Origin of the sequence: Pantoea sp. Fr+CA_20 (genome assembly GCF_024520835.1) — a bacterium.
GTDB classification, from domain to species: domain Bacteria; phylum Pseudomonadota; class Gammaproteobacteria; order Enterobacterales; family Enterobacteriaceae; genus Pantoea; species Pantoea allii.
Window position 1 is genome coordinate 89281 of the sequence record NZ_JALNPN010000018.1, and the last position, 18383, is coordinate 107663.

An 18383-nucleotide genomic window follows, 5' to 3' on the forward strand; every position below is an offset into this window, starting at 1 on the left:
ATGTCAGCGCGTCCCCTTACGATAGCCCTGGTCGCCGGAGAAACCTCTGGCGACATTCTTGGCGCAGGCCTGATTCGGGCTTTAAAAGCCCGTCATCCTGATGCCCGCTTTGTCGGTGTCGCTGGCCCGTTGATGCAGGCCGAAGGCTGTGAAGCCTGGTACGAGATGGAAGAACTGGCGGTAATGGGCATTGTTGAGGTGCTGGGGCGGTTACGGCGTTTATTGACGATTCGCCGCGATTTGACCCAGCGCTTTATCTCGCTCAAACCTGACGTATTTGTTGGGATAGATGCGCCGGATTTTAACATCACGCTGGAAGGCAACCTCAAACGCGCTGGTATTCGCACCATTCATTACGTGAGTCCCTCTGTCTGGGCCTGGCGGCAAAAACGTGTGTTTAAAATTGGTCGCAACACCGATCTGGTGCTGGCGTTTCTGCCTTTTGAAAAAGCCTTTTACGACCGTTTTGACGTCCCCTGTCGCTTTATTGGACACACGATGGCCGATGCCATGCCGCTACAGCCCGATAAATCAGCGGCGCGCCGTCATCTGGGCATAGATGAGGAGGCGCTCTGCCTTGCGTTGCTGCCGGGCAGTCGCGGTGCCGAAGTCGAAATGCTCAGTGCAGACTTCCTCAAAACGGCGCAACGGCTGCGCCAACATTATCCGTCGCTGGAAATTGTTGTGCCCCTGGTCAACGCTAAGCGCCGCGAGCAGTTTGAAAAAATCAAAGCGGAGGTTGCGCCTGAGCTGCCAATGCATCTGCTGGATGGACAGGGACGGGAAGCGATGGTGGCCAGTGATGCTGCACTGCTGGCGTCTGGCACGGCCGCGCTTGAGTGCATGCTGGCAAAATGTCCGATGGTTGTCGGCTACCGCATGAAGCCGTTCACCTTCTGGCTGGCTAAGCGACTGGTCAAGACTGACTACGTTTCGTTGCCAAACCTGTTGGCCGGGCGTGAGTTGGTCAAAGAGCTGTTGCAGGATGAATGTCAGCCTGAAGCGCTGTCAGCCGCGCTGGACCCGTTGCTGCACGCCAGTAGCGAACGTGAAACGCTGCTGCATACTTTTTACGAACTGCATCAGCAGATTCGCTGGAACGCCGATGAACAAGCCGCAGATGCGGTGCTGGAGCTCGCCAATGGCTGATTTTATCTATCCTGCTGCCCGGTGCATTGCCGGTGTGGATGAAGTGGGCCGCGGGCCATTAGTGGGCGCGGTGGTGACCGCCGCCGTGATCCTCGATCCCGCCAACCCGATCCCCGGTCTGGCGGACTCCAAAAAACTGTCCGAAAAACGCCGCCTGGCGCTGTTTGATCAGATCAAAGAGAAAGCGCTCGCCTGGAGCCTGGGGCGCGCAGATCCAGAAGAGATCGACCGTCTTAATATTCTGCATGCCACCATGCTGGCAATGCAGCGCGCGGTGGCTGGCTTGCCGCTCACGCCAGACTTTGTGCTGATTGACGGCAATCGCTGCCCGGCGTTACCGATGCCTTCTCTGGCCGTGGTAAAAGGGGATAGCCTGGTTGCCGAAATCAGTGCCGCGTCCATCATTGCCAAAGTCACGCGCGATCGCGAAATGGCAGAACTCGATTTGTTGTTTCCCCAGTATGGTTTCGCGCAACATAAAGGTTATCCTACGGCGTTACATAGGGAAAAGTTAACGCAGTACGGTGCGACACCTCATCATCGGCGCAGCTTTGCGCCTGTGCGCAATGCGCTGATTGATGCCGACGTGCTGGCGAGCAGCCTGACCACGCTGCGCTAATCCGACCTTGTTTTAACCGGAAACTGATATGGCCGAACCTCGTTTTATACATCTGCGCGTTCACAGCGACTATTCAATGGTCGACGGTCTGGCGAAAACCGGGCCGTTGGTTAAGAAAGCGGCTGCGCTGGGTATGCCAGCCATTGCGATTACCGACTTCACCAACCTTTGCGGTCTGGTGAAATTTTACGGTGGTGCGCATAGCGCAGGGGTTAAACCAATTATCGGGGCAGATTTTAACGTTGCCAGCGAGTTAATGGGCGATGAACTGACCCAGATTACCGTGCTGGCGACCAATAACACCGGCTATCAAAATCTGACGCTGCTGATCTCTCGTGCTTACCAACGGGGATACGGTATTGCCGGCCCCATTATCGATCGCGACTGGCTGGCTGAACTGCAGGAAGGACTGATTCTGCTGTCAGGCGGGCGACGCGGGGATGTGGGCCGTAGCCTGCTGCGCGGTAACAGTACCTTGGTTGCGGACTGCCTGGCTTTCTACCAGCAACACTTTGCCGATCGCTACTTCCTGGAGTTGATCCGTACCGGTCGTCCTGACGAAGAGAGCTACCTGCATGCGGCGGTTGAGCTGGCGATTGCAGAAGGAATCCCGGTTGTTGCCACTAACGAAGTCTGCTTCATCAATGAAGAAGATTTCGATGCCCATGAGATCCGGGTTGCCATTCATGATGGTTACACGCTCGACGATCCTAAGCGTCCGCGCAACTACAGCCCTCAGCAATATATGCGCAGTGAAGAAGAGATGTGTGAGTTGTTCGCAGACATCCCGGAAGCGCTGGAAAACAGCGTAGAGATTGCTAAGCGTTGTAATGTGACGGTACGACTGGGTGAGTACTTCCTGCCTCAGTTCCCTACCGGCGATATGACCACCGAAGACTTTCTGGTGGTGAAATCACGGGAAGGGCTGGAAGAGCGTCTGGCGATGCTGTTCCCTGACGAAGCCGAGCGCGCAGAGAAGCGTCCAGAATACGACGAGCGTCTTGATGTCGAGCTTAACGTCATCAACCAGATGGGTTTTCCGGGCTACTTCCTGATCGTGATGGAATTTATCCAGTGGTCCAAAGACAATGGCGTGCCGGTCGGTCCGGGACGTGGTTCAGGTGCGGGATCGTTGGTGGCCTATGCACTCAAGATCACCGATCTTGATCCGCTGGAGTTTGACCTGCTGTTCGAACGCTTCCTGAACCCGGAACGTGTCTCCATGCCCGACTTCGACGTCGATTTCTGCATGGAAAAACGCGACCAGGTAATTGAACACGTTGCCGACATGTACGGCCGCGAAGCCGTGTCCCAGATCATTACCTTCGGAACGATGGCGGCGAAAGCGGTGATTCGGGATGTCGGTCGCGTACTGGGCCATCCTTATGGTTTCGTCGATCGTATTTCAAAACTGGTGCCGCCCGATCCCGGCATGACGCTGGAAAAAGCCTTTGCTGCGGAACCGCAACTGCCGGAAATCTATGAGGCAGATGAAGAGGTCAAAGCGCTGATCGATATGGCGCGCAAGCTGGAAGGGGTAACGCGCAACGCCGGTAAACATGCGGGCGGTGTGGTTATCGCGCCAACGAAAATCACCGATTTTGCGCCGCTTTATTGTGATGAAAACGGACAGTATCCGGTTACGCAGTTCGATAAAAATGATGTGGAATATGCCGGTCTGGTGAAGTTCGACTTCCTGGGACTACGCACGCTCACCATTATTGACTGGGCGCTGAAGATGATTAACCCGCGCCGTGAAAAGCAGGGTCTGCCGCCGATTGATATCGCCACCATCCCGCTGGAAGACAAAAAGAGCTTTGATATGCTGCAGCGCGCGGAGACCACGGCGGTCTTCCAGCTTGAATCGCGCGGCATGAAAGATCTGATTAAGCGCCTGAAACCTGACTGCTTCGAAGATATGATCGCTCTGGTGGCGCTGTTCCGCCCTGGCCCGTTGCAGTCGGGGATGGTGGACAACTTTATCGACCGTAAGCATGGTCGTGAAGCCATCTCCTATCCTGATATCCAGTGGCAGCATGAAAGCCTGAAGCCGGTGCTTGAGCCAACCTATGGCATCATCCTTTACCAGGAACAGGTCATGCAGATCGCCCAGGTCCTGTCAGGCTATACGCTTGGCGGGGCGGATATGCTGCGACGCGCCATGGGTAAAAAGAAACCCGAAGAGATGGCTGAGCAGCGCTCAATATTTAAAGACGGCGCGGAAACGATGGGCATCGACGGTGAACTGTCGATGAAAATCTTCGATCTGGTAGAGAAATTTGCTGGATACGGTTTTAACAAATCGCACTCGGCTGCTTATGCGCTGGTGTCCTACCAAACGCTGTGGCTGAAAGCGCATTACCCGGCTGAGTTTATGGCGGCGGTAATGACGGCCGATATGGACAACACCGAAAAAGTGGTTGGCCTGGTGGACGAATGCTGGCGCATGGGGCTGAAGGTCTTGCCGCCGGATATCAACTCAGGGCTGTATCAGTTCCACGTGAACGATGAAGGCGAGATCGTTTACGGCATTGGCGCGATTAAAGGCGTGGGTGAAGGCCCGATCGAAGCGATCATTGATGCGCGTAATGAGGGTGGTTACTTCCGTGAACTGTTCGATCTGTGCGCGCGCACCGACACCAAAAAGATCAACCGTCGGGTTATGGAAAAGCTGATCATGTCCGGTGCCTTTGATCGTCTGGGTCCGCATCGTGCTGCCTTGATGAGTGCGCTGAACGATGCGCTGAAAGCGGCGGATCAACATGCGAAAGCCGAAGCCATCGGCCAGGCGGATATGTTTGGCGTGCTGGCCGACGAGCCTGAACAGGTCGAACAGTCTTATGCCAGCGTTACGCCCTGGCCAGAACAGGTGCAGTTGGATGGTGAGCGAGAAACCCTTGGGTTGTATCTTACCGGCCATCCCATTAACCAGTATTTAAAAGAAATTGAGCGTTACGTTGGCGGGATGCGTTTGAAAGATATGCATCCTACCGATCGTGGTAAGATTACCGTCGCGGCAGGTCTGGTGATTGCGGCGCGTGTAATGGTGACCAAACGCGGCAACCGAATTGGTATTTGTACACTTGACGATCGCTCTGGTCGTCTCGAAGTCATGTTATTTACCGATGCGTTAGATAAATACCAGCAACTGCTGGAGAAAGACCGTATCCTGATCGTTAGCGGACAGGTCAGCTTTGATGACTTCAGCGGTGGGCTTAAAATGACCGCCCGGGAAGTCATGGACATCGACGAAGCGCGCGAAAAATACGCGCGTGGACTTGCTATCTCGCTGACGGACAGGCAAATTGATGACCAGCTATTAAACCGACTCCGTCAGTCCCTGGAACCTCATCGTTCAGGGACAATTCCGGTGCATCTCTACTATCAGAGAGCCGACGCGCGAGCGAAGCTACGCTTTGGTGCAGCGTGGCGAATTTCGCCCAGCGATCGTTTACTCAACGATTTGCGGTCGTTAATTGGGTCGGAGCAGGTGGAACTGGAGTTTGACTAAAACAGGAACATTATGAGTCTTAATTACCTGGATTTTGAACAGCCAATTGCAGAACTGGAAGCGAAAATTGATTCGCTTACCTCGATTGGTCGTCAGGACGATAAACACGTCAATCTCGACGAAGAAGTGAAGCGACTGCGCGAGAAAAGCGTTGAGCTGACCCGTAAAATCTTCGCCGATTTGGGCGCATGGCAGATTGCGCAACTGGCACGTCATCCATTACGTCCTTATACCTTTGATTACGTGCGCAATGCCTTTGACGATTTCGATGAGCTGGCGGGTGACCGTGCTTATGCGGATGACAAAGCCATTGTGGGCGGGATTGCGCGACTCGATGGTCGCCCGGTCATGATCATTGGTCACCAGAAAGGACGTGAAACCAAAGAGAAGATTCGCCGTAATTTTGGTATGCCAGCACCAGAAGGCTATCGCAAAGCGCTGCGCCTGATGGAAATGGCTGAACGCTTTAAGATGCCTATCCTCACCTTTATCGATACGCCGGGTGCTTATCCCGGTGTCGGCGCGGAAGAGCGCGGTCAGTCTGAAGCGATTGCCCGTAATCTGCGGGAAATGTCAGGTCTGAAAGTGCCGGTGATTTGTACGGTCATCGGTGAAGGCGGTTCAGGTGGCGCGCTGGCGATTGGTGTTGGTGACAAAGTTAACATGCTCCAGTACAGCACGTATTCTGTCATCTCTCCGGAAGGCTGTGCCTCAATTCTGTGGAAAAGCGCCGATAAAGCGCCACTGGCTGCAGAAGCAATGGGCATTACCGCTCCGCGTCTGAAAGAGCTGAAGCTGATTGATTCGGTTATCCCTGAGCCACTGGGCGGTGCACATCGTCACCCGGTTGAAATGGCACAGTCGCTGAAAAAGCAACTGTTGGCCGATCTGGCCGATCTGGAAGGACTCAGCACCGAAGAACTGTTAGATCGCCGTTATCAACGGCTGATGAGCTACGGTTACGCCTGATTCAGCCTCATCAAGCGCTAAAGCGGACTTCGGTCCGCTTTTTTTATGCCACTAATCTGACTGCAGTATAGCGGTATGATTCGCTATGCTTACTCAATGCCTCAACAATCAGGGAGATGTGCATTGAATATTCTGGCGATCATGGGCGCGCACGGCGTGTTTTTCAAAGATGAACCCTTACGCGAGCTGGAAGTCGCACTGAGTCAGCAAGGTTTTCAACTTATCCATCCCAAAAATCATGACGATTTGCTCAAGCTCATTGAGCACAATCCCCGAATCAGCGGTGTCATTTTTGACTGGGATGAGCACAACAGCCCGGAGCTGTGCGGCGAAATTAATCAGCTCAATGAACATCTGCCGCTGTATGCCTTTATCAATACCCATTCTCAGATGGATATCAGCATCAACGAAATGCGTTTGCCCCTGCATTTCTTTGAGTACGCGCTGAATGCCGCCGAGGATATCGCCTTACACATTCGCCAGTACACGGATGACTACCTCGACAACATTACACCGCCGTTAACCAAAGCGTTGTTTACCTATGTGAAAGAGGGGAAGTACACCTTCTGTACGCCAGGCCATATGGCCGGCACCGCCTTCCAGAAAAGCCCGGTCGGCTGTTTGTTCTATGACTTTTTTGGCGCTAATACGCTGAAGTCCGATATCTCCATTTCGGTAACGGAACTGGGCTCGCTGCTTGATCATACCGGGCCGCATCTCGACGCTGAGGAGTACATCGCCAGAACCTTTGGTGCAGAACAAAGTTATATGGTGACTAACGGTACCTCGACCTCGAATAAGATCGTGGGGATGTATGCGGCACCGGCAGGCAGCACCATACTGGTGGATCGCAACTGCCATAAATCGCTCACCCACCTGTTGATGATGAGCGATTTGATCCCTGTCTGGCTGAAACCGACACGCAACGCATTAGGCATTCTGGGCGGGATTCCGCAAAAAGAATTCACCCGTGCCAGCATCGAGCAGAAGGTCGCCGCCACGCCGCGCGCAAGCTGGCCGGTCCATGCGGTGATCACCAACTCGACCTATGATGGTTTGCTCTACAACACGCAATACATCAAACAAACGCTGGACGTGCCGTCGATCCACTTTGATTCTGCCTGGGTTCCTTATACCAACTTCCATCCTATCTATGAGGGAAAAAGCGGCATGAGTGGCGAGCGGGTGCCGGGTAAAGTCTTTTATGAAACCCAGTCCACGCATAAACTGCTGGCAGCGTTTTCTCAGGCGTCGCTGATTCATATTAAAGGCGAGTATGACGAGCAGACGTTTAATGAAGCCTATATGATGCACACCACCACCTCACCCAACTATGCCATCGTTTCATCCATTGAGACGGCGGCGGCGATGCTGCGGGGGAATCCGGGTAAAAGGCTTATCAATCGCTCAGTGGAACGCGCACTGCACTTTCGTCGCGAGATACAGCGGTTGCGAGAGGAGTGCGACAGCTGGTTTTTTGATATCTGGCAGCCTGAACACGTCGATGAAGCCCAGTGCTGGCCGATCCAGCCGGGGGAAGAAGACTGGCATGGATTTACCCAGGCCGATCGCGATCATATGTACCTTGATCCGATCAAAGTGACCATTCTGACACCGGGCATGAGCGAGCTGGGCGAGATGGCAGAAGAGGGGATTCCGGCCGCGCTGGTGGCAAAATTTTTGGATGAGCGCGGGATTGTGGTTGAAAAAACCGGCCCTTACAATCTGCTGTTCCTCTTCAGCATCGGCATCGATAAAACCAAAGCGATGAGCGTGCTGCGGGGATTAACGGAATTTAAGCGCGCCTACGATCTCAATCTTCGGGTCAAAAATATGTTGCCGGATCTCTATGCGGAAGATCCTGATTTTTACCGTAACATGCGTATTCAGACGCTGGCGCAGGGGATTCATCGTCTCATCCAGCAACATGATCTACCCAGGCTCATGTTGAAAGCGTTTGATGTCTTACCCGAAATGAAAATGACGCCGCATCAGGCTTTTCAGCAGCAGGTCAAAGGCAATATTGAAACGGTGAGCATCAATGCGCTGGTGGGCCGCATCTCCGCCAACATGATCCTGCCTTATCCTCCCGGTGTCCCGCTGGTAATGCCCGGTGAAATGATTACAGAACAAAGCCGCGCCGTACTCGACTTCCTGTTAATGCTGTGTAGCATTGGACGCCACTATCCCGGCTTTGAGACAGATATTCACGGCGCGACCTTAACCGAAGAGGGTGAGTATCGGGTTCGTGTGCTGAAACAGGCTGAATACCAGGATATCAATGTTTAACAGGGAGCAAACATGCTGCAGCTAACGCACATCCATCACATCGCCATCATTGCGTCTGACTACCCGCGCAGTAAAGCTTTTTACTGCGACATTCTGGGCTTTGAATTGCAAAGCGAGCACTACCGTGAAGCGCGTGATTCCTGGAAAGGGGATCTGGCATTGAACGGCCAGTATACGATTGAGCTGTTTTCTTTTCCGACGCCGCCTGCCCGCGTCAGTCAACCGGAAGCCTGCGGCTTACGTCATCTGGCCTTTAGCGTACCGGATGTCGAGGCCGCGGCAGATTATCTGGCGAGCCAGGGCGTAGCATGTGAACCGATTCGCATCGATGCGCTGACCGGTAAACCCTGTACGTTCTTTGCCGATCCGGATGGTTTGCCGCTGGAACTCTATCAAGCGTAAAATAGCGACTTTATGGCTACACCGCTAGCCGTCTCATGGATTGACATCATGTCTGATTTCGACGCACTGCTGAATGAGCGTGACGCGCTGGTCGTGGCCTTTAGCGGTGGCCTGGATTCGACCGTCCTGCTGCATCAGCTTCGGGCCTGGCAGCAACGTCATCCGTTATCCCGGCTACGTGCGCTGCATGTGCACCATGGCCTCAGCCGGAATGCCGATGACTGGGCAGCGCACTGCCTGAATGTGTGCGAACAGTGGCAGATCCCCTGTGACGTTCTGCGTGTGCAGATCGCGGAGAAGGGACAGGGTATCGAAGCGGCGGCGCGTCAGGCGCGTTATCAGGCACTGAGCCAGGCACTCCACGGGGATGAAAAGCTGCTGACTGCGCAGCATCTGGACGATCAGTGTGAAACGCTGCTCCTGGCGCTGAAGCGCGGCAGCGGCCCGGCGGGCCTGGCGGCCATGCCGATGCTGACCACGCTTGCCGGACATCCCTTATTAAGACCACTGCTACACCATTCCCGCCTGAGCCTGGAGCAGTATGCCGACGCGCACCAACTGACCTGGGTCGAGGATGAAAGTAATCAGGTTCTGCGTTATGACCGCAACTTTTTACGTCAGCAGCTATTACCTGCGGTACTGAGCCGCTGGCCGCATTTTGCCGAGGCGACGGCACGCAGTGCCGCCTTGTGTGGTGAGCAGGAGCAACTCCTGGATGAATTGCTGGCCGGGCAACTCAGCGAGCTAATACAACCCGACGGTAGCCTGTGCTTTACGCCGTTACTGACCATGAGTGAGGCGAAAGGGAATGCCCTGTTGCGTCGCTGGCTGGCCAGACAGGGTGAGAAGATGCCCTCGCGGGAAGCATTACGCCGTATTCGCCAGGACGTCATGCTCTGCCGGGAGGATGCCCAGCCGCGGTTAACGTTAGGGAACCACGAGATCCGTCGCTACCGCCAGCAGCTTTACCGCTTGCCTCTCAGCGCGTCCTTAACCGACTGTGAAATGGCATGGCCTGACCTCAATCAGCCCCTGGTTTTACCGCAGAACCTGGGCGTACTCACGTCCGAAAAAAACGTGAGTACGCTTCGCTGTCCACAGCCGGAGGAGCAGGTATTCGTGCGGTTTTACGCAACAGGCTATGTTCATATTGTGAATCGCACAGGGGGACGTGACATAAAGAAAATCTGGCAGATGCTGAATATTCCCCCCTGGCAGCGTACACGCATTCCATTAATTTATTTTAATCAGACACTGATTAGCGCGCCCGGGCTGTTTATTACCCGTGAGGGCGCAAGTCAGGATGCCCATGGCTGGCAAGTCAACTGGCAGAAAACGACGGGAGCGCCGTGATGATACAACGACTAGCAGCCTTGCTGCTGCTAACCGTCTTACCGGCCCACGCCGCAGGCGATGTGAAAGCGGGCGAACAACGTTCGGCCGCCTGCATGGCCTGCCACGGGGCACAGGGGAAAGCGACCGCGCCCCTTTATCCTAATCTGGCCGGGCAAAATGCCGCTTATCTTAATCATGCGTTACAGGCGTATAAAAAAGGGGAACGAAGCGGCGGTCAGGCTGAAGTGATGAAGGCGTTTGTCGCAGGCTTAAGTGATGACGATATGGCGAATTTAGCCGCGTACTACAGTGCGTTAAAACCTTGATGAGATGGGCGGGAGTGCATCCCGCCCGACGGGAAGTGAATTACTCTTCGCTGACAACAACGGTGCCAAGTTCAGGATGGCTAAAGCTGGCAATGTGGTCGAGACGTAGCTCGCGTGTTTCACCGGAAAGATCAATCGCCAGGTACTCAACGTTTTTACGTGAAAGAATATCCCTGGCCTTGGCCTTGAGCTGTTCGCCATCTTTCAACTCCAGCGTCAGCATCCAGTTTTTTTGGCAGGCGAGTTCCAGATTATCGTAGTCATCGCAATTGATGGGTTTATAAGCTTCATTCATCAACATAGTCGCTCACCAATAAGTTTGCGGCGGCGTAGGCCGCCTGTTCCCTGAGAGAAGCATTTAGCGCAGCATTCGCGGCAATATCATCAAGCGCTTTTAAGGCGCAGCCTATCGCATCGGGTACATATCCCAGATCCCCGCTGCCGATTTCGGCATATTTTTGGCGAACTAACTCACAATATTTTTGCACAGGCACCTCCTCAGCAGAGCATAAATACCCTGGTTGATTAGCGACTATATCACAGGCATTTCCAGAAAATCAGCCAGGCAAAAGCAGGAACAACGCGCAAATCACTGCTAAAGTAGCTGGCTATGCAGTATCAGACGACTCAGGATAAAGCACGAAAGGTTAAGTTGATGAACAGCCCAGGACAAAAACACACGAATTGGACGCAGGCAGGTGGCAGATGATTATGCTGTCACGTAACGTGGAGCTGCCGGACAGTGAAATTGAGCTGACGGCCATTCGGGCGCAGGGTTCCGGCGGTCAGCATGTGAATAAAACCAGCACCGCCATTCATCTGCGTTTTGACATTGCCGCCTCGTCCTTGCCACCGTTCTATAAAGAGCGGCTGTTAAACGCCAGCCATCATTTAATTACGGGTGAGGGAACCGTCATCATTAAGGCGCAGGAATACCGTAGTCAGGAGATGAACCGGGAAGCGGCACTGCAGCGGCTGATCAACCTGATTCGTGAGCTTACCACGGTAGAGAAAGTCCGGCGGTCAACGCGGCCTACGCGCGCTTCGAAAGAGCGCAGGCTGGAAGGCAAGTCGCGTCGCAGTAGTACCAAAGCGCTGCGCGGCAAGGTGCAATAACGCTTAGATGCTTATGCGCGCGGGACTCAATAACCGCAATACGTGTCTGTGGGTTCTGGAAGCGTAAATAAACTACAGAGCAGGGCGTTATTCAGCGGGGAATAAAAACGCCCCATGAAGGGGCGTTTTGAGGCAGGTTACTTATTCAGTGCGTTAAGCAGAAACCCGACAATCTCATCCTGCTTGATCATCTGTTTCTCACCGGCACGACGGGCTTTATACTCAATCTCGTGGTTATCAAGATTGCGGTCGCCAATCACGATGGTGTGCGGTACGCCAATCAGTTCCATATCGGCAAACATCACACCCGGACGCTCTTTACGATCGTCCAGAATCACTTCTACGCCTTTGGCGCGCAGCGTGTTGTACAGCTCTTCTGCTAACTCTTTCACGCGGAACGATTTCTGCATGTTCATGGGCAGAATCGCCACCTCAAAAGGTGCCAGTGCTGCAGGCCAGATGATGCCGCGATCGTCATGGTTTTGCTCGATGGCCGCCGCAACGACACGGGTAATACCGATACCGTAACAGCCCATGGTCATGACCTGGTTACGACCATCTTCACCCTGTACAGAGGCTTTCATCGCTTCGGAGTACTTGGTGCCCAGCTGAAAAATATGGCCGACTTCGATACCGCGTTTAATCTGCAATGTGCCTTTGCCGTCCGGGCTAAGGTCGCCTTCCACAACGTTGCGGATATCGGCCACCTGCGCCATAGGAAGATCGCGTTCCCAGTTGATGCCGAAATAATGTTTACCATCAATGTTGGCACCGGCGCTGAAATCGCTCATCTTCGCCACCGTACGGTCGGCAATAACCGGCATATTCAGCCCGACCGGGCCGAGCGAGCCTGGACCTGCACCGACCGCTGCGCGGATCTCGTCTTCTGTCGCGAACGTCAGGGGAGAAGCGACAAGCGGTGATTTTTCTGCCTTGATTTCATTCAGCTCGTGATCGCCGCGAACCAGTAACGCAACCAATGCGTGACCGCTTTCTTCTGCGCCCTTAACCATCAGGGTTTTCACGGTTTTCTCAATCGGCAGCTGGAACTGACTCACCAGTTCTGCGATGGTTTTGGCATTCGGCGTATCGATCTGGCGCATCTCTTCTGCAGGCGCAGGACGATCGCCAGCTGGCGCGACGGCTTCAGCCAGTTCAATGTTGGCAGCGAAGTCAGACTCCGTGGAGAAAATCACATCATCTTCACCACTTTGTGCCAGTACCTGGAATTCGTGAGACGCGCTTCCACCAATCGAACCGGTATCAGCCTGCACCGCGCGGAAATCCAGGCCCATACGGCTGAAAATTTGGCTGTAGGCGCGGTACATCGCGTCATAGGTTTCCTGCAGCGATTCCTGGGTCGTATGGAAAGAGTAAGCATCTTTCATGATGAATTCACGCGAGCGCATCACGCCAAAGCGCGGGCGCACTTCATCACGGAATTTGGTCTGGATTTGATACAGATTCAGCGGCAGCTGCTTATATGAGCTCAGCTCATTGCGAATCAGATCGGTAATCACTTCTTCATGCGTCGGGCCGAGCACAAACGGACGCTCGTGGCGATCCGCAACACGCAGTAATTCTGGGCCGTACTGCTCCCAGCGCCCGCTCTCTTGCCACAGGTCTGCGGGTTGGACCACAGGCATTGAAATCTCAATGGCACCGGCGTTGTTCATTTCTTCACGAACGATGTTTTCGACTTTTTTTAATACGCGCAGACCGGTTGGCAGCCAGGTATATAAACCCGAAGCCAGTTTACGGATCATTCCGGCACGCAGCATCAGCTGATGGCTGATCACTTCCGCGTCAGAAGGTGTCTCTTTCTGAGTAGAGAGCAGATATTGAGTAGTACGCATTGATTACGATTCCAGTTGATCGGAAATTCACAGACAAAAATTTGCTGGCGGCTAGTGTACCAGTGAGATCACTGGCTAAAAAGCGGGTTTTAACGCGGATCGATAGCCACGACTTCTGTCCCTGCCTCATCAATGCGCCAGCGCACATTAAACTCCAGTAGCCAGGCGGCATATTCCCTGTCCTGGGTTTCACCTTTACGGTAAGCGGGCCGCGGATCCTGAGCGAGTACTTCGCTGATAAATCTCGCCAGATGGGGATAGCGGCCGTGTTGTTGCAGTTGCTGCTGGGCGTGCGGTGAAAACCGGACCGGCATGGTGCTTTCCGGCGCGGACTGGGCAAAACCTGCACGAGCCTGGGGCAGGGCTTCGGCAAAAGGCAGGTAGGGTTTGATATCGACAACCGGTGTACCGTCTACCAAATCCAGACTGCCCAACTGCAGAATGACCTGTTGTTTCTCGCAGCGAATGCCTTTGAGCTCAACCAGCGACATGCCAACAGGGTTGGGGCGAAAGGTGGATCGTGTGGCAAAAACGCCCATGCGGGCGTTACCGCCCAGGCGCGGCGGCCGCACAGTAGGACGCCAGCCACCGTCCATGGTCTGATGAAAAACGAACAGTATCCAGAGATGGCTGAAGTCTTCCAGGCCGCGCACCGCATCCGCCTGATTGTAAGGCGGCAAAAGATGCAGTTCGCCGCCGCCATCCTGAATCAGCCCCGGCTGGCGCGGCACGGCGAACTTCTCTTTCCAGGGTGAATGGATCACGCCGATTTGCGCAAAGGCGAATTCACTCATTGACTGGTGACTTTCAGCGCCGATCCCTGACAAACAGCCTGACGGTAGCAGCCTGGCGTGCTGCTGACGATTTCACATTTATGCAGCAGCACAGCATTGGCTTTCATCTGTGACGCTTTGATTTGCATACGTTTACGTGCGGTAGCGATATTGGGGGGCGAACTCTGGTTGCTTACCTGGCAATCTTCAGCGGACACTTCGCCCAGATCGCGGAAGGGTTTGCTCACCAGATCGGCAGCGTCGGTATAAACCTTAACAGGCGCGGGTCGATACGTTGGCTTACGTGTCGGTTCGCTGGGTTGCTGCGGCTGAGAAGGTGCGCTGCTTATTGGGTGGTACTCTCGAACACACCCTGTCAGCATCAATGCTAACAAGCAGAGCGGTAAAAAACGCATGGCAACATCCTCAAGTTTCAAAAAGTGGCGTTATTGAAACAAGGACACGGATAAATAACAAGTCAGCAAAGCGCAATAACAGAAAGGGCGGCTAAAAGCCGCCCTGAGGGAAGATGTCAGACGGGATTACCAGCCTTTAACCGCGCCGCCGTTAAAGACTTTATTCGCGGCGTCCGCGACTTCGTCAGACTGATAAGCCTGAACGAATTTCTTCACGTTTTCCGCGTCTTTGTTGTCTTCACGTGCCACAATCAGGTTGACGTAAGGTGAGTCTTTGTCTTCAACAAAGATGCCATCTTTCGCCGGCGTCAGGCCAATCTGGCTGGCGTAAGTGGTATTGATCACCGCCAGCGCAATTTGCTGATCGTCCAGTGAACGTGGCAGCTGCGGTGCTTCCAGCTCAACAATTTTCAGGTGTTTTGGATTCTCAACGATATCCAGTGAGGTTGGCAGCAGGCCCACACCGTCTTTCAGCTTAATCAGGCCAACTTTCTGCAGCAGAAGCAGCGAGCGACCCAGATTGGTTGGGTCATTAGGAATCGCCACCTGTGCGCCATCCTGCAGTTGATCAAGTGATTTGATTTTTTTCGAGTAGCCAGCAATCGGATAAACAAAAGAATTACCAACGGATACCAGCTTGTAACCGCGATCTTTGATTTGTTGATCCAGATACGGTTTGTGCTGGAAGGCGTTCACATCAATATCGCCTTTACTCAACGCTTCGTTAGGCAGCACGTAGTCGTTAAACGTGACCAGCTCAACATCCAGGCCATACTTGTCTTTTGCAACTTTGGCCGCAGCTTCTGCAACCTGCTGCTCTGCGCCTACGATCACACCCACTTTAATGTGGTTTGGATCTTTAGCTTTTTGATCGCATCCTGCCAGCGCAATCGCGCCAATTAATGCACCCACAGCGGCAATTTTTTTAAATTTGAAAGACATATCCTTTCCTTAAGAGTGATATTGCTTGCTTATTTATGGGACACAGCACGCACGATGCGGTCACCACAGAATTGTATGAGATACACCAAAACGACTAATAACACTAATACCGTATTCATCACCGTCGCGTTATATCCGATATAACCATATTGGTAGCCAATCTGTCCCAGGCCGCCCGCGCCTACTGCACCACCCATGGCAGAGTAGCCAACCAGCGTAATCAGCGTGATGGTTGCAGCATTGACCAGGCCGGGCAGCGCTTCAGGCAGCAGGACTTTACGGACGATTTGCATCGGCGTTGCGCCCATTGCGCGCGAGGCTTCAATCAATCCGGTCGGAAGTTCCAACAGCGCGTTTTCAACCATACGGGCAATAAACGGGGCTGCGCCCACAGTCAGCGGCACGATGGCGGCCTGCAGACCGATTGAGGTGCCGACAATAATGCGGGTAAACGGAATCATCCATACCAGCAGGATAATAAAAGGAATAGAGCGGAAGATGTTGACCAGCGCCGACAGCACCCGGTACAAGCCTTTGTTTTCAAGAATCTGCCCTGGACGAGTAACGTACAACAGCACGCCCACCGGTAAACCCAGCACGAAACCGAAAAAGCCAGAGACAAAGGTCATCATCAACGTTTCCCACACGCCGCGCCCCAGCAACGCAATCATCGCTTCAGACATAACCTAATACCTCTACTTTTACATGATGTTCTTGCAGCCACTGAATAGCGGCTTGTGTATCACTTTCACTGCCGTGAATTTCCGCCAGCATGATGCCGAACTTCACACCGCCGGCGTAATCCATCTGCGCACTGATAATATTGTTATTGATATTAAAACGACGTGCGGCTTCAGACAGTAAAGGTGCATCAACGGACTGCCCGGTGAATTCCATACGCAGCAACGGCATGCTTTCAGGACCGGCTTCAGGCGACAGGCGCTGTTGATAATCGTCTGGAATATCCAGATGCAGTGTTGACTGGATAAACTGCTGTGCCAGCGGCGTTTTAGGATGCGAGAAGACTTCGCTCACGCTGTCCTTTTCGATTAGCTCACCTTGACTGATCACCGCGACCTGATCGCAGATGCGCTTTACGACATCCATCTCATGCGTAATCAACAGAATGGTCAGGCCGAGACGACGGTTAATATCTTTGAGCAATTCAAGAATCGAACGCGTGGTGGCTGGATCGAGCGCGCTGGTGGCTTCATCGCACAGCAGAACCTTGGGGTTGCTCGCCAGCGCACGCGCAATGGCAACACGCTGTTTCTGACCACCGGAAAGATTGGCTGGCCAGGCGTCGTGCTTATCAGCCAGACCGACCAGGTCCAGCAGTTCAGCCACACGCTTTTTAATCTCGTCACGGGTGAGGTTGCCCAGCTCTAACGGCAGCGCAACGTTGCCAGATACCGTGCGGGAGTTCATCAGGTTAAAATGCTGAAAAATCATGCCAATCTGGCGACGCGCCTGAGTCAACTGCCGTTCACTCAGCGCCGTTAAATCCGCACCGTCAACCAGTACCCGGCCTGAGGTAGGGCGTTCAAGCAGATTCACGCAGCGAATCAGCGTACTTTTTCCGGCACCGGATGCGCCGATGACGCCATAGATTTGTCCGGCAGGCACATGCAGGCTGACATTGGATAAAGCCTGTATCGAACGCGAACCTTGCTGGAACACTTTGGTGATATTTTCTAATTTAATCATTACGTTATTTATTATCGTCTTGCATTGTCCGTGGTCTGGTGTGCTTCCATAGATGAAAGCATGCATAAGCTGGATGGATGGTAAGGCATCCAGACGTCTAAATCAATGGAAGTGATTCAATCTGACATTCTCCCTTTTATGGCAATCGTGCGATACTAAGCGGCAATTTTTATAGCAGGAGTTTTTACGTGACGAATCAAGTCCCGGCCATTTTTCTCGATCGCGATGGCACCCTCAATGTTGATCACGGCTATGTCCATGAAATCGATAATTTCCAGTTTATCGATGGCGTCATTGAAGCATTACAGCAGTTAAAGAAGATGGGCTTTGCGCTGGTGGTCGTAACCAACCAGTCCGGCATTGCACGCGGTATGTTTAGCGAAGATCAGTTTATGCGGCTCACCGAGTGGATGGACTGGTCATTGGCCGATCGGGATATCGATCTTGATGGTATCTATTTCTGTCCGCATCTCCCCGATGCGACAATTGAAGAATTTCGCCAGCAGTGTGACTGCCGTAAACCTCAGCCAGGGATGTTGCTGTCAGCACAAAAGGAGCTGCACATCGATATGGCTGCTTCTTATATGGTAGGTGACAAACTGGAAGATATGCAGGCCGCTCAGGCCGCTGGCGTGGGTAAAAAGGTATTAGTGCGCAGCGGTAAGCCGGTTACGGCTGAAGGTGAGGCCCTGGCTGACTGGGTCATCGCGAGTCTTGCCGAGCTGCCTTCGCACATTAAAAACGCGTAAAACAGCGCTTTTGTGCAAATTTCAGACGAACAGCAAAAAAGTTTAAATTTGCACTTGCGCTCTGCGAAAGCTTCCCTATAATGCGCCTCCACTGACACGGCACAACGGCTTACGGAATGCGGTGTTGAGAGGTTCAGGAAACTGAGCCGCCGGAGAAAAACTTCTGAAAAAGAAGTTGACTCTGAAGGAGGAAAGCGTAATATACGCCACCTCGCGACAGACGG

The 18383-nt window shown here is 53.5% G+C and carries 18 protein-coding genes; 10 read left to right on the forward strand and 8 right to left on the reverse strand.

Annotation, left to right across the window (positions count from 1 at the left end):
* The 8 genes from lpxB (at position 1) to NR177_RS18685 (ending at position 10600) form a co-directional block, all read left to right on the forward strand.
* Positions 1-1149: a lipid-A-disaccharide synthase gene (gene lpxB, locus NR177_RS18650; protein ID WP_256853393.1), complete on the forward strand. Its 1149-nt coding sequence runs from the start codon at positions 1-3 to the stop codon at positions 1147-1149.
* The gene (gene rnhB, locus NR177_RS18655) at positions 1142-1768 is read left to right on the forward strand and encodes a ribonuclease HII (protein WP_063878484.1); all 627 of its coding nucleotides are present in this window, start codon (positions 1142-1144) and stop codon (positions 1766-1768) included. The genes lpxB and rnhB overlap by 8 nt, the downstream gene beginning before the upstream one ends.
* Positions 1769-1796: 28 nt before the next feature.
* Positions 1797-5279 (forward strand): DNA polymerase III subunit alpha, encoded by a 3483-nt coding sequence (dnaE, locus tag NR177_RS18660; protein ID WP_241568486.1) that lies wholly within the window; start codon positions 1797-1799, stop codon positions 5277-5279.
* Positions 5280-5291: 12 nt separating this feature from the next.
* A complete protein-coding gene (gene accA, locus NR177_RS18665; RefSeq protein WP_063878486.1) occupies positions 5292-6248 on the forward strand; it encodes an acetyl-CoA carboxylase carboxyl transferase subunit alpha in 957 nt (318 codons plus the stop codon).
* Positions 6249-6371: 123 nt separating this feature from the next.
* Positions 6372-8537 (forward strand): lysine decarboxylase LdcC, encoded by a 2166-nt coding sequence (locus NR177_RS18670; RefSeq protein ID WP_063878487.1) that lies wholly within the window; start codon positions 6372-6374, stop codon positions 8535-8537.
* 12 nt (positions 8538-8549) lie between these two features.
* A complete protein-coding gene (locus NR177_RS18675; RefSeq protein ID WP_256853394.1) occupies positions 8550-8939 on the forward strand; it encodes a VOC family protein in 390 nt (129 codons plus the stop codon).
* A gap of 48 nt (positions 8940-8987) precedes the next feature.
* Positions 8988-10292, forward strand: a complete 1305-nt coding sequence (gene tilS, locus NR177_RS18680; protein ID WP_256853395.1) for a tRNA lysidine(34) synthetase TilS — start codon at positions 8988-8990, stop codon at positions 10290-10292.
* Positions 10292-10600 carry a cytochrome c gene (locus NR177_RS18685; RefSeq protein WP_181377171.1) on the forward strand — a complete coding sequence of 103 codons (309 nt, stop codon included), beginning with the start codon at positions 10292-10294 and terminating at the stop codon, positions 10598-10600. The genes tilS and NR177_RS18685 overlap by 1 nt, the downstream gene beginning before the upstream one ends.
* Before the next feature lie 40 nt (positions 10601-10640).
* Here NR177_RS18685 and rof read toward each other — a convergent pair whose 3' ends face one another.
* Together rof and NR177_RS18695 are read right to left on the reverse strand one after the other, a co-directional pair.
* Positions 10641-10901, reverse strand: a complete 261-nt coding sequence (gene rof / locus NR177_RS18690) for a Rho-binding antiterminator (protein WP_063878490.1) — start codon at positions 10899-10901, stop codon at positions 10641-10643.
* Positions 10888-11088, reverse strand: coding sequence for a YaeP family protein (locus tag NR177_RS18695; RefSeq protein ID WP_063878491.1), 201 nt, complete (start codon positions 11086-11088; stop codon positions 10888-10890). Before NR177_RS18695 ends, rof begins: the two co-directional genes overlap by 14 nt.
* Positions 11089-11305: 217 nt before the next feature.
* On the opposite strand from NR177_RS18695, the gene arfB reads away from it, so the two are divergent.
* Positions 11306-11716, forward strand: coding sequence for an alternative ribosome rescue aminoacyl-tRNA hydrolase ArfB (gene arfB, locus NR177_RS18700; RefSeq protein WP_063878492.1), 411 nt, complete (start codon positions 11306-11308; stop codon positions 11714-11716).
* A 137-nt stretch (positions 11717-11853) separates the two neighbouring features.
* Here the strand turns inward: arfB and proS are convergent, their stop codons facing one another.
* From proS to metN, 6 genes are all read right to left on the reverse strand, one after another.
* Positions 11854-13572, reverse strand: coding sequence for a proline--tRNA ligase (proS, locus tag NR177_RS18705; RefSeq protein ID WP_063878493.1), 1719 nt, complete (start codon positions 13570-13572; stop codon positions 11854-11856).
* Positions 13573-13661: 89 nt separating this feature from the next.
* Positions 13662-14366: a tRNA (N6-threonylcarbamoyladenosine(37)-N6)-methyltransferase TrmO gene (gene tsaA, locus NR177_RS18710; protein ID WP_109718258.1), complete on the reverse strand. Its 705-nt coding sequence runs from the start codon at positions 14364-14366 to the stop codon at positions 13662-13664.
* A complete protein-coding gene (rcsF, locus tag NR177_RS18715; RefSeq protein WP_063878495.1) occupies positions 14363-14761 on the reverse strand; it encodes an Rcs stress response system protein RcsF in 399 nt (132 codons plus the stop codon). Before rcsF ends, tsaA begins: the two co-directional genes overlap by 4 nt.
* A 126-nt stretch (positions 14762-14887) precedes the next feature.
* Positions 14888-15703, reverse strand: a complete 816-nt coding sequence (locus NR177_RS18720) for a MetQ/NlpA family lipoprotein (RefSeq protein ID WP_014592975.1) — start codon at positions 15701-15703, stop codon at positions 14888-14890.
* A 29-nt stretch (positions 15704-15732) separates the two neighbouring features.
* Entirely contained in the window at positions 15733-16386 is a 654-nt protein-coding gene (locus NR177_RS18725; RefSeq protein WP_013024713.1) for a methionine ABC transporter permease MetI, read from the reverse strand.
* Positions 16379-17410, reverse strand: coding sequence for a methionine ABC transporter ATP-binding protein MetN (gene metN, locus NR177_RS18730; protein WP_145393654.1), 1032 nt, complete (start codon positions 17408-17410; stop codon positions 16379-16381). The genes NR177_RS18725 and metN overlap by 8 nt, the downstream gene beginning before the upstream one ends.
* Positions 17411-17598: 188 nt before the next feature.
* On the opposite strand from metN, the gene gmhB reads away from it, so the two are divergent.
* A complete protein-coding gene (gene gmhB / locus NR177_RS18735) occupies positions 17599-18159 on the forward strand; it encodes a D-glycero-beta-D-manno-heptose 1,7-bisphosphate 7-phosphatase (protein WP_256853396.1) in 561 nt (186 codons plus the stop codon).
* Positions 18160-18383 lie beyond the last annotated feature (224 nt).

Coding starts and splice junctions, on each gene's coding strand:
- rof (WP_063878490.1), bottom strand. CDS start 10,901: ATGTTGATGAATGAAGCTTATAAACCCATCAATTGCGATGACTACGAT.
- rcsF (WP_063878495.1), bottom strand. CDS start 14,761: ATGCGTTTTTTACCGCTCTGCTTGTTAGCATTGATGCTGACAGGGTGT.
- dnaE (WP_241568486.1), top strand. CDS start 1,797: ATGGCCGAACCTCGTTTTATACATCTGCGCGTTCACAGCGACTATTCA.
- metN (WP_145393654.1), bottom strand. CDS start 17,410: ATGATTAAATTAGAAAATATCACCAAAGTGTTCCAGCAAGGTTCGCGT.
- NR177_RS18725 (WP_013024713.1), bottom strand. CDS start 16,386: ATGTCTGAAGCGATGATTGCGTTGCTGGGGCGCGGCGTGTGGGAAACG.
- accA (WP_063878486.1), top strand. CDS start 5,292: ATGAGTCTTAATTACCTGGATTTTGAACAGCCAATTGCAGAACTGGAA.
- NR177_RS18685 (WP_181377171.1), top strand. CDS start 10,292: ATGATACAACGACTAGCAGCCTTGCTGCTGCTAACCGTCTTACCGGCC.
- NR177_RS18720 (WP_014592975.1), bottom strand. CDS start 15,703: ATGTCTTTCAAATTTAAAAAAATTGCCGCTGTGGGTGCATTAATTGGC.
- lpxB (WP_256853393.1), top strand. CDS start 1: ATGTCAGCGCGTCCCCTTACGATAGCCCTGGTCGCCGGAGAAACCTCT.
- tsaA (WP_109718258.1), bottom strand. CDS start 14,366: ATGAGTGAATTCGCCTTTGCGCAAATCGGCGTGATCCATTCACCCTGG.
- arfB (WP_063878492.1), top strand. CDS start 11,306: ATGATTATGCTGTCACGTAACGTGGAGCTGCCGGACAGTGAAATTGAG.
- tilS (WP_256853395.1), top strand. CDS start 8,988: ATGTCTGATTTCGACGCACTGCTGAATGAGCGTGACGCGCTGGTCGTG.
- NR177_RS18675 (WP_256853394.1), top strand. CDS start 8,550: ATGCTGCAGCTAACGCACATCCATCACATCGCCATCATTGCGTCTGAC.
- proS (WP_063878493.1), bottom strand. CDS start 13,572: ATGCGTACTACTCAATATCTGCTCTCTACTCAGAAAGAGACACCTTCT.
- rnhB (WP_063878484.1), top strand. CDS start 1,142: ATGGCTGATTTTATCTATCCTGCTGCCCGGTGCATTGCCGGTGTGGAT.